Origin of the sequence: Streptomyces sp. MUM 203J (genome assembly GCF_022414595.1) — a bacterium.
GTDB lineage: Bacteria > Actinomycetota > Actinomycetes > Streptomycetales > Streptomycetaceae > Streptomyces.
The window spans coordinates 1-16401 of the sequence record NZ_JADWYO010000030.1; the positions used below are offsets into that span (position 1 = coordinate 1).

11 protein-coding genes are annotated in these 16401 nt (G+C 71.3%); 7 read left to right on the forward strand and 4 right to left on the reverse strand.

Features of this window, described 5'->3' with window-relative positions:
* Positions 1–193 precede the first annotated feature (193 nt).
* Positions 194–829, forward strand: a complete 636-nt coding sequence (locus I3F58_RS16820) for a superoxide dismutase (RefSeq protein WP_240109430.1) — start codon at positions 194–196, stop codon at positions 827–829.
* A 123-nt stretch (positions 830–952) separates the two neighbouring features.
* Here the strand turns inward: I3F58_RS16820 and I3F58_RS16825 are convergent, their stop codons facing one another.
* On the reverse strand, positions 953–1585 hold the full coding sequence (locus I3F58_RS16825; RefSeq protein WP_240109431.1) for a disulfide bond formation protein DsbA: 633 nt from the start codon (positions 1583–1585) through the stop codon (positions 953–955).
* A 145-nt stretch (positions 1586–1730) separates the two neighbouring features.
* Here I3F58_RS16825 and pepN (I3F58_RS16830) point away from each other — a divergent pair, with 145 nt between their 5' ends.
* Together pepN (I3F58_RS16830) and I3F58_RS16835 are read left to right on the forward strand one after the other, a co-directional pair.
* Positions 1731–4298, forward strand: a complete 2568-nt coding sequence (pepN, locus tag I3F58_RS16830; protein WP_240109432.1) for an aminopeptidase N — start codon at positions 1731–1733, stop codon at positions 4296–4298.
* A 175-nt stretch (positions 4299–4473) separates the two neighbouring features.
* Positions 4474–5484, forward strand: coding sequence for a hypothetical protein (locus I3F58_RS16835; RefSeq protein WP_240109433.1), 1011 nt, complete (start codon positions 4474–4476; stop codon positions 5482–5484).
* 14 nt (positions 5485–5498) lie between these two features.
* Here I3F58_RS16835 and I3F58_RS16840 read toward each other — a convergent pair whose 3' ends face one another.
* The gene (locus I3F58_RS16840; protein WP_240109434.1) at positions 5499–6665 is read right to left on the reverse strand and encodes a serine hydrolase; all 1167 of its coding nucleotides are present in this window, start codon (positions 6663–6665) and stop codon (positions 5499–5501) included.
* An 807-nt stretch (positions 6666–7472) separates the two neighbouring features.
* Between I3F58_RS16840 and I3F58_RS16845 the strand changes: the two genes are divergently transcribed.
* On the forward strand, positions 7473–7733 hold the full coding sequence (locus tag I3F58_RS16845) for a hypothetical protein (protein ID WP_240109435.1): 261 nt from the start codon (positions 7473–7475) through the stop codon (positions 7731–7733).
* Between the two features lie 62 nt (positions 7734–7795).
* Here the strand turns inward: I3F58_RS16845 and I3F58_RS16850 are convergent, their stop codons facing one another.
* Entirely contained in the window at positions 7796–8365 is a 570-nt protein-coding gene (locus tag I3F58_RS16850; RefSeq protein WP_240109436.1) for a hypothetical protein, read from the reverse strand.
* On the reverse strand, positions 8358–8819 hold the full coding sequence (locus I3F58_RS16855) for an NUDIX hydrolase (protein WP_240109437.1): 462 nt from the start codon (positions 8817–8819) through the stop codon (positions 8358–8360). The genes I3F58_RS16850 and I3F58_RS16855 overlap by 8 nt, the downstream gene beginning before the upstream one ends.
* A gap of 215 nt (positions 8820–9034) precedes the next feature.
* Between I3F58_RS16855 and I3F58_RS16860 the strand changes: the two genes are divergently transcribed.
* The 3 genes from I3F58_RS16860 (at position 9035) to pepN (I3F58_RS16870) (ending at position 16323) form a co-directional block, all read left to right on the forward strand.
* Positions 9035–12355, forward strand: a complete 3321-nt coding sequence (locus I3F58_RS16860) for a S8 family serine peptidase (RefSeq protein WP_374207988.1) — start codon at positions 9035–9037, stop codon at positions 12353–12355.
* A 221-nt stretch (positions 12356–12576) separates the two neighbouring features.
* On the forward strand, positions 12577–13593 hold the full coding sequence (locus I3F58_RS16865) for an aspartate-semialdehyde dehydrogenase (RefSeq protein WP_240109439.1): 1017 nt from the start codon (positions 12577–12579) through the stop codon (positions 13591–13593).
* A gap of 156 nt (positions 13594–13749) precedes the next feature.
* Positions 13750–16323, forward strand: a complete 2574-nt coding sequence (gene pepN, locus I3F58_RS16870; protein WP_240109440.1) for an aminopeptidase N — start codon at positions 13750–13752, stop codon at positions 16321–16323.
* Positions 16324–16401 lie beyond the last annotated feature (78 nt).

The window sequence follows — 16401 nt, forward strand, 5'->3', positions numbered from 1 at the left end:
CGAGCGTCTACGTGATCTACTCACCACCTGAAACCAAGTGGTGTTGCGACGACCCCTGGAACCCAAGCACGACGCGCCGGGGCCTCCTGCTGTGTCCCTAGGTCCATCGACTGATCAACTCCGAGCCTTGCTGCTGCTAGCCTGCACTTGCGAAAGAGTTGCAATAAGCCGCGCGACGCTGGAGGCTCGGTCCATGGCGATCTACACCCTTCCGGAACTGCCCTACGACTACGCGGCGCTGGCGCCCGTGATCAGCCCGGAGATCATCGAGCTGCACCACGACAAGCACCACGCCGCCTACGTCAAGGGGGCGAACGACACCCTGGAGCAGCTGGAGGAGGCGCGGGACAAGGAGCAGTGGGGCTCGGTCAACGGCCTCCAGAAGAACCTGGCCTTCCATCTCTCCGGCCACATCCTGCACTCCATCTACTGGCACAACATGACCGGCGACGGCGGCGGTGAGCCCCTGGAGAAGGACGGCGTGGGCGGACTGGCCGACGCCATCGCGGATTCCTTCGGCTCCTTCGGCCGCTTCAAGGCCCACCTGTCCAAGGCCTCCGCGACCACGCAGGGCTCCGGCTGGGGCGTCCTCGCGTACGAGCCGGTCAGCGGGCGGCTGATCGTCGAGCAGGTCTACGACCACCAGGGCAACGTCGGCCAGGGCTCGGTGCCGATCCTGGTCTTCGACGCCTGGGAGCACGCCTTCTACCTCCAGTACCGGAACCAGAAGGTGGACTTCATCGAGGCGATGTGGCAGGTCGTCAACTGGCAGGACGTGGCGAAGCGTTACGCCGACGCGAAGAACCGTACGCCGCTGATCGCCCCCTGACGGCTCCCCCCGGCGTCCTGCTCGTGATCGTCTTCTCACCCTTCACGCGGCAGGCGGAGAAAGGGACGGCCCCCGCGAGGACAGGACTCGCGGGGGCCGTTCTGCATGAGCCGGAGGAAGGACTCAGTCGAAGACCGGCCCCTGGGTGCGGGTGCGCTTGATCTCGTAGAAGCCGGGCGTGGACGCCACCAGAAGCGTGCCGTCCCAGAGACGGCCGGCCGCCTCGCCCCTGGGTGCCGGGGTGACGACCGGGCCGAAGAAGGCGACCTCCTCGCCGCCGGGGCCCGGCACCGCGATGACCGGCGTGCCGACGTCCTCCCCGACCTTGCCGATGCCCTCCGCGTGGGAGGCACGGAGCTCCGTGTCGTACGTGTCCTTCTCGGCGTACGCGGCCAGCTCGGCCGGCAGGTCCGCGTCCTCCAGGGCCGCGGTGATCGTCTCGCGGTTCACCGGCTCGCCCTTGTTGTGGAAGCGAGTGCCCATCGCGGTGTAGAGGCGGGCCAGCACCTCCGGCCCGTGCAGCTGCTCGGCGGCGACGGCCACGCGCACCGGGCCCCACGCGGTGGCCAGCAGGTCCACGTACTTCTGCGGCAGCTCGTCGTGCCGGTTCTCGTTGAGGACGGACAGGCTCATGACATGCCACCGCACGTCCACCGGCCGCACCTTCCCCACCTCCAGCATCCAGCGCGACGTCATCCACGCCCACGGGCACGTGGGGTCGAACCAGAAGTCGGCGGTGGTCCTGGTCTCGGGCATGTCACTCCTCACAGGTAACGGGGGCCACGGCAGTGCGGCTCACTTGCGACAACGCCGGGGGCGAACGAGGGCATTCCCGCTTATCGGCTCCGGAAGCCCGTGGGAGGATCGCTGCTCGTACCAACGAGCCACGAAGGAGTCGCCCGTGCCCGGCGAGAACCTGTCCCGCGACGAGGCCCACGAGCGCGCCGCGCTGCTGACCGTCGACAGCTACGAGGTCGCACTGGACGTGCGGTCGGCGGTCGGGGACAGCGGGAGCGCCGGGGCGGAGCCGCGTACCTTCCGGTCGGTGACGACGATCCGGTTCCGGAGCGCGCGCGCCGGGGCGGGCACGTTCGCGGACCTGATCGCGCCGGCCGTGACCCGGGTGACCCTCAACGGCCGGGACCTCGACCCGGCGGCCGTGTTCGACGGGGCCCGGATCGCGCTGGACGGGCTGGCCGAGGAGAACACGCTGGTGGTGGACGCGCAGTGCGCGTACAGCCGCACCGGTGAGGGTCTGCACCGGTTCGTGGACCCGGAGGACGGCGAGGTCTACCTCTACACCCAGTACGAGCCGGCCGACGCCCGCCGGGTGTTCGCCAACTTCGAGCAGCCCGACCTGAAGGCGCCGTACCGCTTCGAGGTGACGGCCCCCGAGGGCTGGAACGTGTGGAGCAACGGCGCGGAGGAATCCCGCACCGGCGCCTCCGGCGGCCATGTGTGGCGCTTCGCGGAGACGAAGCCCATCTCGACGTACATCACCTGTGTCGTCGCCGGCCCGTACCACTACGTCACGGACACCTACCGGCGCGGCGACCTGGAGATCCCGCTGGGCGCGATGTGCCGCAAGGGGCTGGCCAAGCACTTCGACGCGGACGACGTCTTCCTGGTCACCAAGCAGGGCCTGGACTTCTTCCACGAGGCCTTCGACTTCCCCTACCCCTTCGGCAAGTACGACCAGGCCTTCGTGCCCGAGTACAACCTCGGCGCCATGGAGAACCCGGGCATGGTGACCTTCCGCGAGGAGTACATCTACCGGGGCAAGGTGACGCGGGCCGCGTACGAGCGGCGGGCCAACGTCATCCTGCACGAGATGGCGCACATGTGGTTCGGGGACCTGGTCACCATGAGGTGGTGGGACGACCTGTGGCTGAAGGAGTCCTTCGCGGACTTCATGGGCTCCTTCTCGATGGTCGAGGCGACCCGTTTCACCGGCGGCTGGATCACCTTCGCCAACAACCGCAAGGCGTGGGCGTACCGCGCCGACCAGCTGCCCTCCACACACCCGGTCACGGCCGACATCCGTGACCTGGAGGACGCCAAGCTGAACTTCGACGGCATCACGTACGCCAAGGGCGCGGCGGTACTGAAGCAGCTGGTCGCATACGCCGGCCGGGAGGCGTTCCTGGAGGGCGCGCGGCGGTACTTCAAGCGGCACGCTTACGGCAACACGACGCTGGGCGACCTGCTGGCGGTGCTGGAGGAGACCTCGGGCCGGGACATGAAGGCGTGGTCGCGGTCGTGGCTGGAGACGTCCGGCGTCAACGTGCTGACGCCGGTGGTGACGTACGACGGCGAGGGCCGGGTCGCGGAGCTGGCCGTCGAGCAGTCCGGGCCCGCGGAGGCCCGCCCGCACCGGGCGGCGGTGGGGCTGTACCGGCTGGAGGGCGGGGACCTCGTACGGTACGCGCGCGCCGAGGCGGACATCACCGGGGCGCGCACGGTGGTCGCGGAACTGGCGGGGGCGGAGCGGCCCGCGCTGGTACTGGTGAACGACGAGGACCTGACGTACGGGAAGGTGCGGTTCGACGAGGCGTCGCTGGCGACGCTGCGGGCACATCTGGCGGATGTGACGGACCCGTTGGCGCGGGCGCTGTGCTGGTCGGCGCTGTGGAACATGACGCGGGACGCGCTGCTTCCGGCGCGGGAGTTCGTGGCACTGGTGCTGGACTTCGCGGGGCGCGAGTCGGACATCGGTGTGCTGCAGATGCTGCACGCGTGGGCGCGGACGTCGCTGGTCCATTTCGCGGCGCCGGAGTGGCGCGCGGAGGGCGGCCGGGTGGTGGCGGAGGGCGCGCTGCGGGAGCTGCGGGCCGCCGAGCCGGGCAGCGAGCACCAGCTGACGTGGGCGCGGTTCTACGCGGAGGTGGCGGCGGGGGACGCTGACTTCGCGTTCCTGGAGGGGCTGCTGGCCGGTACGGAGTCGGTGGACGGCCTGGACGTCGACCAGGAGCTGCGGTGGGTCCTGCTGGAGCCGCTCGCGGCGCACGGGCGCGCCGACGAGGAGGTGCTGGCGGCGGAACTGGCGCGGGACGACACGGCGTCGGGCAAGCGGCACCAGGTGCGGTGCCTGGCGGCGCGGCCGTCCGCGGCGGTCAAGGCCCAGGCGTGGGCACAGGTCGTGGAGTCGGACCAGCTGTCGAACGCGCTGGTGGAGGCGACGATCGCGGGCTTCGGGCAGCCGTCGCAGCGGGAGCTGGTGGCGCCGTACGCGGTGAGGTACTTCGAGGCGGTCGAGCGGGTGTGGGCCGAGCGGTCCATCCAGATCGGCATGGACGTCGTGCGGGGCCTCTTCCCGATGCTCCAGGGCGACGCGGCGACGCTGGCGGAGACCGACGCCTGGCTGGCGGAGCACGGCTCCTCCGCGCCCGCGCTGCGGAGGCTGGTGCTGGAGGCGCGGGACGACCTGGCGCGGGCGCTGCGCGCGCAGGAGTGCGACGGGCGCGCCTGAGCCGCCCGTGGGCGGCACTCCGCCGAGGGGGCGCCGCCCACGGGGGTCAGGCCTGCGGCCAAAGCTTCCATCATCGGCATTCGAACGCCCGTACTTTAGGGCGGTGATGTCCCTATTTGTCGACGGGCGTGTAACAGCGGTTAGCGGGGGGTTCGGCGGCGGGCACGTGGGCTGCATGAAGAAGACCCCGCTCTCCCCCCGCCCCCTGTCCCACCTCTCCGACGCCCCGCGCCGGGTGCTCTCCGCCGCGCAGCTGCGGGCGCACGGCGTACCGTCGGCCGAGGCCAGCGCGCAGAGCCGCAAGGGCGGCCCCTGGCAGCAACTGCTGCCTGGTGTCTATCTGCTGCACTCGGGACAGCCGACCAGCGACGAGCGGCTGCACGCCGCGCTGCTGTACACCGGGCGGCGCCCGGCCCCGGCGGACGAGCCCGGGTACGGAGACTCGATGATCACCGGCCTGGCGGCGCTCACACTGCACGGCTTCACGTCCACTCCCCCGCTGCTCGCGCTGGACCGGATCGACGTACTGGTGCCGCGTACCCGGCGGCTGCGGTCCACCGGGTTCGTCCGGATCGTGCGGGCGACCGGCCATGACCTGCCGGTGGCCCAGGAGCTGACCGGACTGCCGGTGGCGCCGGTGGGGCGGGCGCTGGCCGACGCGGTGGCACAACTGCCGGACGCGCACGCGGTGCGCGGCGTGCTGACCGAGGCCGTCCGCGACGGACATGTGGAACCGGCCACCGCGGTACGGGAGTTGAACCGGGCGCGGCTGCTGTCGCGTCCGCATGTGGTGGACGCGGTGGACGCGCTGCTCGCGGAGGGCCGGGCGCTGGCGGAGGACCGGCTGTACGAGATGGTGAGCCGCCACCGGCTGCCGGACCCGCTGTGGAACGTGGATCTGCGGCTGCCCGGCGGCCCGCATCTGGGCGGCGTGGACGCCTACTGGCCGGACCACGCGGTGGCGCTGGAGCTGGACACGCGGGCACCGCGTCAGGACGACGCCGCGGTGTGGTCGGAGTACACCCGCAAGCGGGAGTACCTGGAGCGGCTGGGCATCACGGTCGTGCACATCACGCCGCGCAAGCTGCGGGACTCCATGGAGCAGCAGGCGGTCGTGGTGCGCACGGCCCTGATGGCGGCCGAGGACCGGGCGCCGGCGGCGTATGTCGTCGTCCTGCCGCGGTGACGGCGGGGCTCCGGTCAGCGGCAGAACTCGGCTTCGAGGACCTTGCCCAGGCCGCCCGTCCAGTCCCCGTTCGCATTGGCCGCCATCGTGTGGGTGCCGGAGCGGTCGGCGGCGACGAAGGACGAGGAGCCCCGGATGCCGCCGGTGTGGCCCCACACCTGCGTGCCGCAGCTCAGCTTGAGGGTGCGCAGGCCCAGCCCGTAGCCGTCGTCGGCGTTGCTCCCGTCGACGGGGACGGCCGTGGTCATCTCCTTCAACTGCCGCTCGGGCAGCAGACGCCCGGTCAGCAGAGCGCTCAGGAACCGCTGCAGGTCGGCGTTGTCGGAGATCAACTCGCCCGCGGCCCAGGCTCCGGACGGGTTGAGTTCGGTGACGTCGTGGATCGTGGTGGCCGGGTCGGCCGGGTCGGCGCCCAGCGTGGAGTAGGCACGGCCGCTGGGTCTGGGCAGCCGGACGTCGGTGCCGGGCACGCTGGTGGCGCGGAGCTTGAGCGGCCTGATGATGCGGCGCTCGGTCTCGGAGCCGTACGGGCGTCCGGTGACCTTCTCGATGACGAGGCCGGCCAGGACGTAGTTGGTGTTGGAGTAGGACCAGTCGGTGCCGGGTGCGAAGCGCGGCTCGTGCCGCATGGCCACGGCGACGAGCTGGTCGGGGGTCCAGGTGTCGTAGCGGTGTTCGAGGAATCCCGGGCCGTTGCGGGTGGCCCGGAAGTCCGGGTCGGACGTGTAGTCGTAGATGCCGCTGGTGTGGTTGAGCAGTCGGCGGAGCGTGATGCTCCGGCCGTCGTGGCCGTTGCCCCGGACGGTACCGGGAAGCCATTTCTCCACGCTGTCGTCCAGGTCGAGTCTGCCCTCGGCCTCCAGCTGGAGCATCACGGTCGAGACGAAGATCTTGGTGATGGACGCGACGCGGTACCGGTCGTTGTGGCGCCGCTTGCGCCCGGAGTCCCGGTCGGCCACGCCCGCGTCGCCCTTCCAGACCCCGTACCGGTCGCGTGCCTCGGCGACGACGCCGGGCGCTCCGTTCCGGACGATGTCGTCGATGGCCGCCTGGGTCGCGCGGTGGCCGTGCGGGGTGGGCGCGGTCGGCGCGGCGACCGCGGTGGAGGTGAGCGAGGTCGCGCCGAGGGCGGTCGCCACGGCCACGCCGACGAGGGCGGTGCGGGTGGTACGTACGGACATGAGGGTCCCCCTTCACCGATGACTGCGGATGACTGCGGTGCATCCGGTCACAGGGAAGGACCCGGACTCGCCTGCCAGAGTTGATCACCTTTCGGCCGTTCCGGTCGGCCACGCTGGGGAGCCGCGGGTGGTGTGGTGCTCTTCGGGCCTCGCGGGCGCCCGGAGTCCCGGGGACCTGTCTCTGACGCATCCGCTTCCTGTCGCCGCCCGTTCCGGCTCCGAGGTGTCCCGGGCCCGGCGGCTTCCCCTTCGCGATGCCGTACGGGGGTTGCGGGCCCTGTCATGGACTGTCGGCCCCGGCGGGGAGCTTGCGGTTCTGCTGGTCCACCGGTGCCGTCTGCGGCACATCCGGTACGGGATGCGACGGGTGCGGTGGATGGGGGACATCCCGTTCCGGGGTGAACTGGTCACCGTCGGCGGGCGGGAGGAACGACGGATGCCACCGGTGGACGTCCGGATGCGCCCGAACCACCTGGCTCCCCTGCCCGATGGCCGGTTCCTGCCGGCGAACGGCCGTTCCTCCCGAAGCGAGACCGACGGCGTCTGGAAGCCGAACGCCGTGGTGTTCTCCGCGTCGGGCACACCCGAATCCGAGTTCTGCCCGGGTGGCGGCATCCCCGCGCCGGTCACCGACCGCCGCGGCGGATCTGGACGGCCCACGGGGACGAGGGGATCAACGGCGGCCACCCCGAGTCGGGCGCGGGGCCGGCGGGCTGGAGACGCGAGAGGGGTGCCGTCCGGAGTCCGGCGGGGCGACTGCCCGCCCACCCGCTGGAGGGTCCGGCCGCCGCGACCGAGGGCGACCACGTGTGGCTCGCCTGGTACGAGAGCGCCAGCGCCACCGGCATCTACCTGACCCGGATCACCCCGCTCAGCGGCGCGGTGACCGGCTGCCGCGGCCCCGTGCCGGAGCCGTACGGATTCGCCGTCCGCGACGGCCGGGCGGTGCTGACCGCCCGCCGCCGCGACAAGCGCTCCACCGAGCTGATCCGCGTCCGGCTCGACGGACCGGGCGACCGTGACCAGCCGCCGCACGCTGCGCGTACGCGGCCCTGGCCAGGGCCGTGACGGCATCCTCCGGCTCCGCACCGGCAACACCCGGCTGCGCGTAGCGGCATGAGCCTGCCGGGTCACCGGGTGAGCCGGACCAGGCCACCACCCAGGTCCTCTTCGCCCAGGCCCGGCTCCGCGGCCAGAAGCTTCCGTGTGACCGCCTCCCCCGCGATCACGCAGTCCGGGACGCCGGGGAACCCGTCGCCTTCGTGCAGCACGATCGAGTCCCAGTCCTCCGGGTCGTGGATGCCTCGCCGGTCGACGATCACCGCACGGCTGGGTGTGGGCAGTCCGGCCGCGGCGGCGGTGACGGCCGCCTCCACCGTCCCCGCCTCCTCCGGACTGAGGCCGTCCAGCCACAGCGTCTGGACCTCGCAGCCGAAGGGTTCATGGGTGAAGCTGCCGATCACGTTGGTGTCGGCCGAGAACCACCAGTTCATCGTGATGGACGCGAGGCGAAGCCCGAGCAGGCGGCGCAACTCCTCCTGCTCCATGGGGACGTCGTCCCCTTCGACGTTCAGCACCAGGGCCGCGCCCGCCACCGGGTGCTCCAGCACGATCCCGTACCGCCGGAACAGCCCCGCCTGCTCGCCGAAGACGGACACGTCCCCCGACTCCCGGTACCACCGGACGAATCCGTCAGCCATCCCGCTCGCCGCCCCGCCCCCGCGCCACACGGCCCGTGTCCGGGCGTTCGCGCCACAGGCGGAGGGCGGTGTCGACCAGGCGGATGCGGCGGAGGGCGGGGACCGTCACCAGCGGGTGCCAGGCGGCGAGGTCGGTGGAGCCGTTCCGCTCCGGGCGCAGGGTGCCGCCCGTGACGCGGGCCTCGTAGACCAGGCGGAGGCTGTGGTGGTCGACGGTCGCGCCCAGGGTGGAGCGGTGGGAGTCGACGCCCAGAAGGGTGGTCATCTCGGCCCGGTAGCCCGTCTCCTCCTCGACCTCGCGGACCGCGGTCTCCAGGGGATCCTCGCCGTGCTCCATGCCCCCGCCCGGCAGCACCCATTCCCGGCCGCCGTCGGCGGTGGGGCTGCGCGCCAGGAGGATCTCGTCGCCGCGGACGACCACGGCGTAGGCCGCCACCCTCAACCTCTTTTGCATAGAGGGAGGTTAGGAGGGATTCCCCTCTCCCCGCATCCGATTTCTGGGGGATTCTTCCCGGTGGCGCTCTGCACCCTATGGCGGGTTTGCGTCATGGGCATGATCTGACTTGGTGTGCACTCCCCAAAGACCTGTCACATACGAAAGGCTCAGCGGTCATCCGGTATCGATTTCCGGACTGTTCCCTTCACAACAGGTCTCACACAGGGATGTACATGACCCCCGAACCCCCCAACCCCATACCGGGAATGAGACGCGCTGCCCGTGTCGCGGCAGCCGCCGGCCTCGTGGCCGCGCTGGTCGCCGCCGGTGCCGCGCCCGTCCTCGCCGCGCCGGCGGCGGCGCCCGCGCCCGAGGCGACGCCGAACGCCCCCGAGCCCGGCAAGTCCGCCGAGGAGAAGCTCGGCTCCGAGGACGCCGAGCGGCTCGCGGAGGCCGAGGCACGCGGCGAGAAGACCGTCACGCTCATGGTCGCCACCGAGCCCGGCAAGACCGACCAGGTCGCCAGGGAACTGGACGCCGTCAAGGGCGGCACCGTCGGGCAGCGCCACGACAAGCTCGGCTACGTCCGCGCCACCGTGCCCACCTCGCAGGCCGAGGCCGCCATCGGCAAGGCCGCCAAGCTGTCCAGCGTCCAGGGCATCGACCTGAAGCACGAGATCGTGCTGGAGGACCCGCGGCCCGACGGCGGCCGGGGCGGCAAGGCCCCCTCGGGCAGCGCGGGCAGCGGCTACCTGTACCCGGCGCCCACCAAGCGCACCCCGGCGGCCAACCCGTACAACCCGTCCCATGAGACCGGGGCCGTGGACTTCGTACGGAAGAACCCCGGCGCCGACGGGCGCGGTGTCACCATCGGCATCCTCGACTCGGGTGTCGACCTGGGGCACCCCGCGCTCCAGAAGACCACCACCGGCGAGCGCAAGATCGTCGACTGGGTGACCGCCACCGACCCGGTGAGCGACGGCGACGGCACCTGGCTGCGGATGGACACCCCGGTGTCCGGGAGCACGTTCACGGCCGCCGGCAAGACCTGGACGGCGCCCGAGGGCTCGTACCGCTTCCGCACCTTCGCGGAGGCCGCCACCGAGGGCGGCGACATGGCGGGCGACCTGAACCGGGACGGCGACACCACCGATGTGTGGGGTGTGCTGTACGACGAGGCCGCGGGCACCGTGCGGGTCGACCTCGACGGGGACTTCGACTTCTCCGACGACGAGCCGATGAAGCCGTACAAGGACGGTTTCCAGGTCGGCTACTTCGGCACCGACAACCCGAAGACCGACGTCGTCGAGCGCATCCCGTTCGTCGTCGAGATCCGCAAGGACGTCGTCTTCAACGGGGCCGGTGACAAGGCCGACTTCGTGAGCATCGGCGTCATCGAGGGCTCGCACGGCACCCATGTCGCCGGGATCACCGCCGCCCACCGCCTCTTCGGCGGCAAGATGAACGGTGCCGCGCCCGGAGCCAAGCTCGTCTCCTCCCGCGCCTGCACCTGGAGCGGCGGCTGCACCAACGTCGCCCTGACCGAGGGCATGATCGACCTCGTCGTCAACCGCGGGGTCGACATCGTCAACATGTCGATCGGCGGTCTCCCGGCGCTGAACGACGGCAACAACGCGCGCGCCCGCCTCTACACCCGGCTGATCGACGAGTACGGAGTCCAGCTCGTCGTCTCCGCGGGCAACAGCGGCCCCGGTGTCAACACCATCGGTGACCCGGCGCTGGCCGACAAGGTCATCAGCGTCGGCGCGGCCATCTCCAAGGAGACCTGGGCCGCCAACTACGGCTCCGCCGTGGAGAAGAAGTACCAGATGCTGCCCTTCTCCTCGCGCGGCCCGCGTGAGGACGGCGGCTTCACGCCGACCCTCACCGCCCCCGGCGCGGCCGTCAACACCACGCAGACCTGGTCGCCCGGCGACCCGGTCAAGGAGGCCGGGTACCAGCTGCCGGCCGGTTACTCGATGCTCCAGGGCACCTCGATGTCCGCCCCGCAGGCCACCGGCGCCATGGCGCTGATGCTGTCGGCCGCCAAGCAGAAGGGCATCGACCTCACCCCGGCGAAGCTGCGCACCGCCGTGATCAGCCAGGCCGACCACATCCCGGACACCCAGGCGCACGAGCAGGGCGCGGGCCGGATCAACGTGGTGGACGCCTGGAAGGAGGTGCTGCGCGGCGCCGACGCCCACGAGTACACCGTGAAGGCGCCGGTCGACACCGCGATCGACCAGTTCCTGAAGGAGCCCGGCTTCGGCACCGGCCTCTACGACCGCGAGGGCGGCATCAAGGTCGGCCAGGAGAAGGTCTACGAGGTCACCGTCACCCGCACGACGGGCGCCGACAAGCCGATCCGGCACGAGCTGTGGTTCGAGAACAACCACGAGGACACCTTCCGGATCGTCGGCAGCGACGAGATCGTGCTTCCGCTGAACAAGCCGGTCACCTTCAAGGTCGCCGCCAAGCCGCGCAGCGCCGGAGTGCACAGCGCCGCGCTGGAGCTGAGCGACCCGAAGACCAAGGGCATCGACCGGCTGATCCAGACGACGGTCGTCGCCTCGGAGGAGCTGGCCGAGCCGTCCTTCAGCCACTCGGCGTCGAGCATCGTGCAGCGCAACGAGACCCGGTCGTACTTCGTGACCGTCCCGGCGGGCGCGAAGGCGCTGGAGATCGCGATGAGCGGCCTGGCGAAGGACAGCCAGACCCGGTTCATCGCGATCCACCCGTACGGCGTGCCGGCCGACCCCACGTCGACGATCTACTGCTACCCGAACTACGAGAGCCCGAAGAACACCTGCCGCCCCGACCTGCGGTCGTACCCGAACCCGCAGCCGGGCGTGTGGGAGATCGAGGTGGAGGCGCGCCGTACGTCGCCGCTGCTCGACAACCCGTACACGCTGGACGTGTCGGTGCTGGGCGTCACCTTCGACCCGCAGACGCAGACCCTGGAGTCCGCGGCCCAGGGTTCCGGTACCCCGGTCGAGTGGCAGGTCACGAACGGCTTCGCCGCCCTTGAGGGCAGGCCGCAGGGCGGCTCGCTGGGTTCCGCGAAGGTGGACCGCCCGACGATCGGCCACCAGGGCCAGAAGAAGACCACCGTCGAGATCGGTGAGGGTGTCGAGCGGTTCGACGTCGCCATCGGCAACGTCTCCGACAAGGGCGCCGACCTGGACCTGACCGTCCTCCGCGACGGTGTGCGGGTGGGCTTCTCCGCCGACGCCGACTCCGAGGAGTCGGTGTCCCTGCTGAAGCCGGCTCCCGGCACGTACACGATCGTCGTCGACGGCTACGCGGTCCCGGCCGGCGAGACCGCCTACGACTACAAGGACGTGTTCTTCTCGTCCTCGCTGGGCGAGATCAAGGTCGACCGGACGAATACGCTGGCGCTGAAGAACGGCGAGTCCGGCGTCTTCCGCGGCGAGGTCGTCGTGAACGGCCCGGCGCCCGAAGGACGGCAGTTCTTCGGTGAGGTCAGCCTGCTGAACGCGCGTGGCACCGCCGCGGGCACCGGCAGCGTCGTGATCAAGAGCGTCACGCAGTGAACCGCGCGAAGATCACTGCCGCTCCGTAGCCCGGAGGGCCACGGAGTGTGAGGGCGGGCGTCCGGCACGGGCGCCCGCCCTTGCGTGTACCCGGACGCCGCCGTGATCGATCCGTGGTGCTTCTCACCCTCTGGACAACCGATTGGACAAGGCGGCACGGGACATACGCATCATGGACGGCGGCAGCACCCCTTGCCGCACACACGTACGGAGGAGTTCCCGTGAAGGTCGGAATCGTCGGAGCCACCGGTCAGGTCGGCACGGTCATGCGCAGGATCCTCGCCGAGCGGAACTTCCCGCTGGACCGGCTCCGGCTGTTCGCCTCCGCGCGCTCGGCGGGCACGGTGCTGGACGGCATCACGGTCGAGGACGCGGCCACCGCCGACTACACGGGCCTGGACATCGTGCTGTTCTCGGCGGGCGGCGCCACCTCCCGGGCGCTCGCGGAGAAGGTCGCCGGGCAGGGTGCCGTCGTGATCGACAACTCCTCCGCGTGGCGCCGCGACCCCGAGGTGCCGCTGGTGGTGTCCGAGGTGAACCCGCACGCCGTCAAGGACCGCCCCAAGGGGATCATCGCCAACCCGAACTGCACCACCATGGCCGCGATGCCGGTCCTGAAGCCGCTGCACCAGGAGGCCGGTCTGGTGGCGCTGGTCGCCACCACGTACCAGGCCGTGTCCGGCTCCGGGCTCGCAGGCGTCGCGGAGCTGGACGGCCAGGTCAAGGCGGTCGCCGGCCGGGCCGCCGAGCTGGCCCACGACGGCGAGGCCGTCGACTTCCCCGAGCCGGGCGTGTACGCGCGGCCGATCGCCTTCAACGTGCTGCCGCTGGCCGGGTCGATCGTCGACGACGGCCTGCACGAGACGGACGAGGAGCAGAAGCTCCGCAACGAGTCCCGCAAGATCCTGGAGATCCCGGACCTGAAGGTGTCCGGCACCTGCGTCCGCGTCCCGGTCTTCTCGGGGCACTCCCTCCAGGTCAACGCCCGCTTCGAGCGCCCGATCAGCGTCGAGCGCGCGTACGAGCTGCTGAAGGACGCCGAGGGCGTCGAGCTGTCCGAGATCCCGACACCGCTCCAGGCCGCCGGCAAGGACGCCTCGTACGTGGGCCGTATCCGGGCCGACGAGACCGTGGAACACGGTCTGGCGCTGTTCGTCTCCAACGACAACCTGCGCAAGGGCGCCGCGCTGAACGCGGTGCAGATCGCTGAGCTGGTGGCTCAGGAGCTGCGCGGCTGACGCCTCCCGGCACCGGCAGCTTCCCAGGGCTGTTCACAGGGCGGTCCCGCCGGGGTGGCGGGACCGCCCTTCGCCGTTCCCGTTCTCTGCCTCTGTGATCCGCGTCCCCCCGTGGAAGGATGGCTCCAAAAGGCCGTACATGGAGGAGATGACCGGGTGCCTGGCACAAACCTGACCCGTGAAGAGGCGCGGCGGCGCGCGGCGCTGCTGACCGTGGACGCGTACGAGATCGACCTCGATCTCAGCGGTGCGCAGGAGGGGGGCACCTTCCGGTCCGAGACCTCGGTGCGCTTCGCGTCGGCCGAGGAGGGCGCGGAGACCTTCATCGACCTGGTGGCCCCGGCGGTGCACGAGGTCGTGCTGAACGGCGAGCGGCTGGACGTCGCCTCGGTGTTCCGGGACTCGCGGATCGCGCTGAAGCACCTGAGGCAGGGCGCGAACGAGCTGAGGGTGGTCGCGGACTGCGCGTACACCAACAGCGGTGAGGGGCTGCACCGGTTCGTCGACCCGGTCGACGACCAGGCGTACCTGTACACGCAGTTCGAGGTGCCGGACGCGCGGCGGGTGTTCGCCAGCTTCGAGCAGCCGGACCTGAAGGCCACGTTCCGGTTCACCGTGCAGGCGCCGCCCGGGTGGACGGTGATCTCGAACTCGCCCACGCCCGGGCCCGAGGGCCCCGATTCGACCGTATGGCGCTTCGAGCCGACCCCGCGTATCTCGTCGTACATCACGGCGCTGATCGTCGGCCCCTACCACGCGGTGCACTCGACGTACGAGGGCCCGGACGGGCAGGTCGTGCCGCTCGGCGTGTACTGCCGTCCGTCGCTCGCGGAGCACCTGGACGCGGACGCGATCTTCGAGGTCACGCGGCAGGGCTTCGACTGGTTCCAGGAGAAGTTCGACTACGCGTACCCGTTCGCCAAGTATGACCAGCTCTTCGTGCCCGAGTTCAACGCGGGCGCGATGGAGAACGCGGGCGCGGTCACCATCCGCGACCAGTACATCTTCCGGTCGAAGACGACGGACGCGGCGTACGAGGTGCGGGCCGCGACGATCCTGCACGAGCTGGCCCACATGTGGTTCGGCGACCTGGTCACCATGGAGTGGTGGGACGACCTGTGGCTGAACGAGTCGTTCGCCACCTACGCGGAGGCCGCCTGCCAGGCGTACGCGCCCGGCTCGAAGTGGCCGCACTCGTGGACGACGTTCGCGAACCAGATGAAGACCTGGGCGTACCGGCAGGACCAGCTGCCCTCCACGCACCCGATCATGGCCGATATCCGCGACCTCGACGACGTGCTGGTCAACTTCGACGGCATCACCTACGCCAAGGGCGCTTCGGTGCTGAAGCAGCTCGTCGCGTATGTCGGCATGGACGCGTTCTTCCAGGGCGTGCAGGCGTACTTCAAGCGGCACGCGTACGGCAACACCCGGCTGACGGACCTGCTGGGCGCGCTGGAGGAGACCTCCGGCCGCGACCTGACGAACTGGTCGAAGAAGTGGCTGGAGACGGCCGGGATCAACGTCCTGCGGCCGGTCATCGACACGGACGCGCACGGGGTCGTCACGTCGTTCGCGGTACGCCAGGAGGCCCCGGCGCTGCCCGAGGGCGCCAAGGGCGAGCCCACGCTCCGGCCGCACCGCATCGCGATCGGTTTCTACGACCTGGACGAGGCCGGGAAGCTGGTGCGCACCGAGCGCGTCGAGCTGGACGTGGACGGCGAGCTGACGGGCGTCGAGGCCCTGGTCGGCAAGGCGCGCCCGGCCGTCGTGCTGCTGAACGACGACGACCTGTCGTACGCGAAGGTGCGGCTGGACGAGGAGTCGCTGCAGAACGTGGTGGCGCACCTCGGGGACTTCTCCGAGTCCCTGCCGCGTGCGCTGTGCTGGGCGTCGGCGTGGGACATGACGCGGGACGGCGAGCTGGCCACGCGCGCGTACCTGGATCTGGTGCTGTCGGGCATCGCGAAGGAGTCCGACATCGGTGTCGTGCAGTCCCTGCACCGGCAGGTGAAGCTGGCGCTGGACCTGTACGCGGCGCCGGACTGGCGTCCGGTCGGCCTGGCCCGCTGGACCGAGGCCGCGCTGGAGCACCTCCGGGGTGCCGAGCCGGGCAGCGACCACCAGCTGGCCTGGGCGCGCGCCTTCGCGGCGACCGCGCGGACGGACCAGGAGCTGGACCTGCTGGCGGCGCTGCTGGACGGCTCGGTGTCGGTCGACGGCCTGGTGGTGGACACGGAGCTGCGCTGGGCGTTCGTGGAGCGGCTGGCCGCGACGGGGCGCCTGGGCGCGGACGGGATCCACGCCGAGCACGAGCGGGACCGTACCGCCGCGGGTGAGCGGCACGCGGCCACGGCGATGGCAGCGCGGCCGACGGCCGAGGCCAAGGCGGAGGCGTGGGCGTCGGTCGTCGAGTCCGACAAGCTGCCGAACGCGGTGCAGGAGGCGGTGATCTCCGGGTTCGTCCAGGCCGACCAGCGGGAGCTGCTGGCGCCGTACACGGAGAAGTACTTCGCCACGGTCAAGGACGTCTGGGAGTCCCGCTCCCACGAGATGGCCCAGCAGGTCGCGGTCGGGCTGTACCCGGTGCTCCAGGTGTCCCGGGAGACGCTGGAGGAGACGGACGCGTGGCTCGCGTCGGCCGAGCCGAACGCGGCACTGCGACGGCTGGTGCTGGAGTCGCGCTCGGGTGTGGAGCGCGCGCTGAAGGCCCGGGCGGCGGACCGCTGACGGGGTGCTGAGGGACCGCTGACGGGGCGGGGGCGTCCGGTGTCCTCCGGGGGCTCCCCGCCCCGCCTGAGGCCCCGG

Excerpts from the sequence above, each read along its gene's own strand:
- I3F58_RS16820 (WP_240109430.1), top strand. The coding sequence starts at position 194 with ATGGCGATCTACACCCTTCCGGAACTGCCCTACGACTACGCGGCGCTG.
- I3F58_RS16825 (WP_240109431.1), bottom strand. The coding sequence starts at position 1,585 with ATGCCCGAGACCAGGACCACCGCCGACTTCTGGTTCGACCCCACGTGC.
- I3F58_RS16835 (WP_240109433.1), top strand. The coding sequence starts at position 4,474 with ATGAAGAAGACCCCGCTCTCCCCCCGCCCCCTGTCCCACCTCTCCGAC.
- I3F58_RS16840 (WP_240109434.1), bottom strand. The coding sequence starts at position 6,665 with ATGTCCGTACGTACCACCCGCACCGCCCTCGTCGGCGTGGCCGTGGCG.
- I3F58_RS16850 (WP_240109436.1), bottom strand. The coding sequence starts at position 8,365 with ATGGCTGACGGATTCGTCCGGTGGTACCGGGAGTCGGGGGACGTGTCC.
- I3F58_RS16855 (WP_240109437.1), bottom strand. The coding sequence starts at position 8,819 with ATGCAAAAGAGGTTGAGGGTGGCGGCCTACGCCGTGGTCGTCCGCGGC.
- I3F58_RS16860 (WP_374207988.1), top strand. The coding sequence starts at position 9,035 with ATGACCCCCGAACCCCCCAACCCCATACCGGGAATGAGACGCGCTGCC.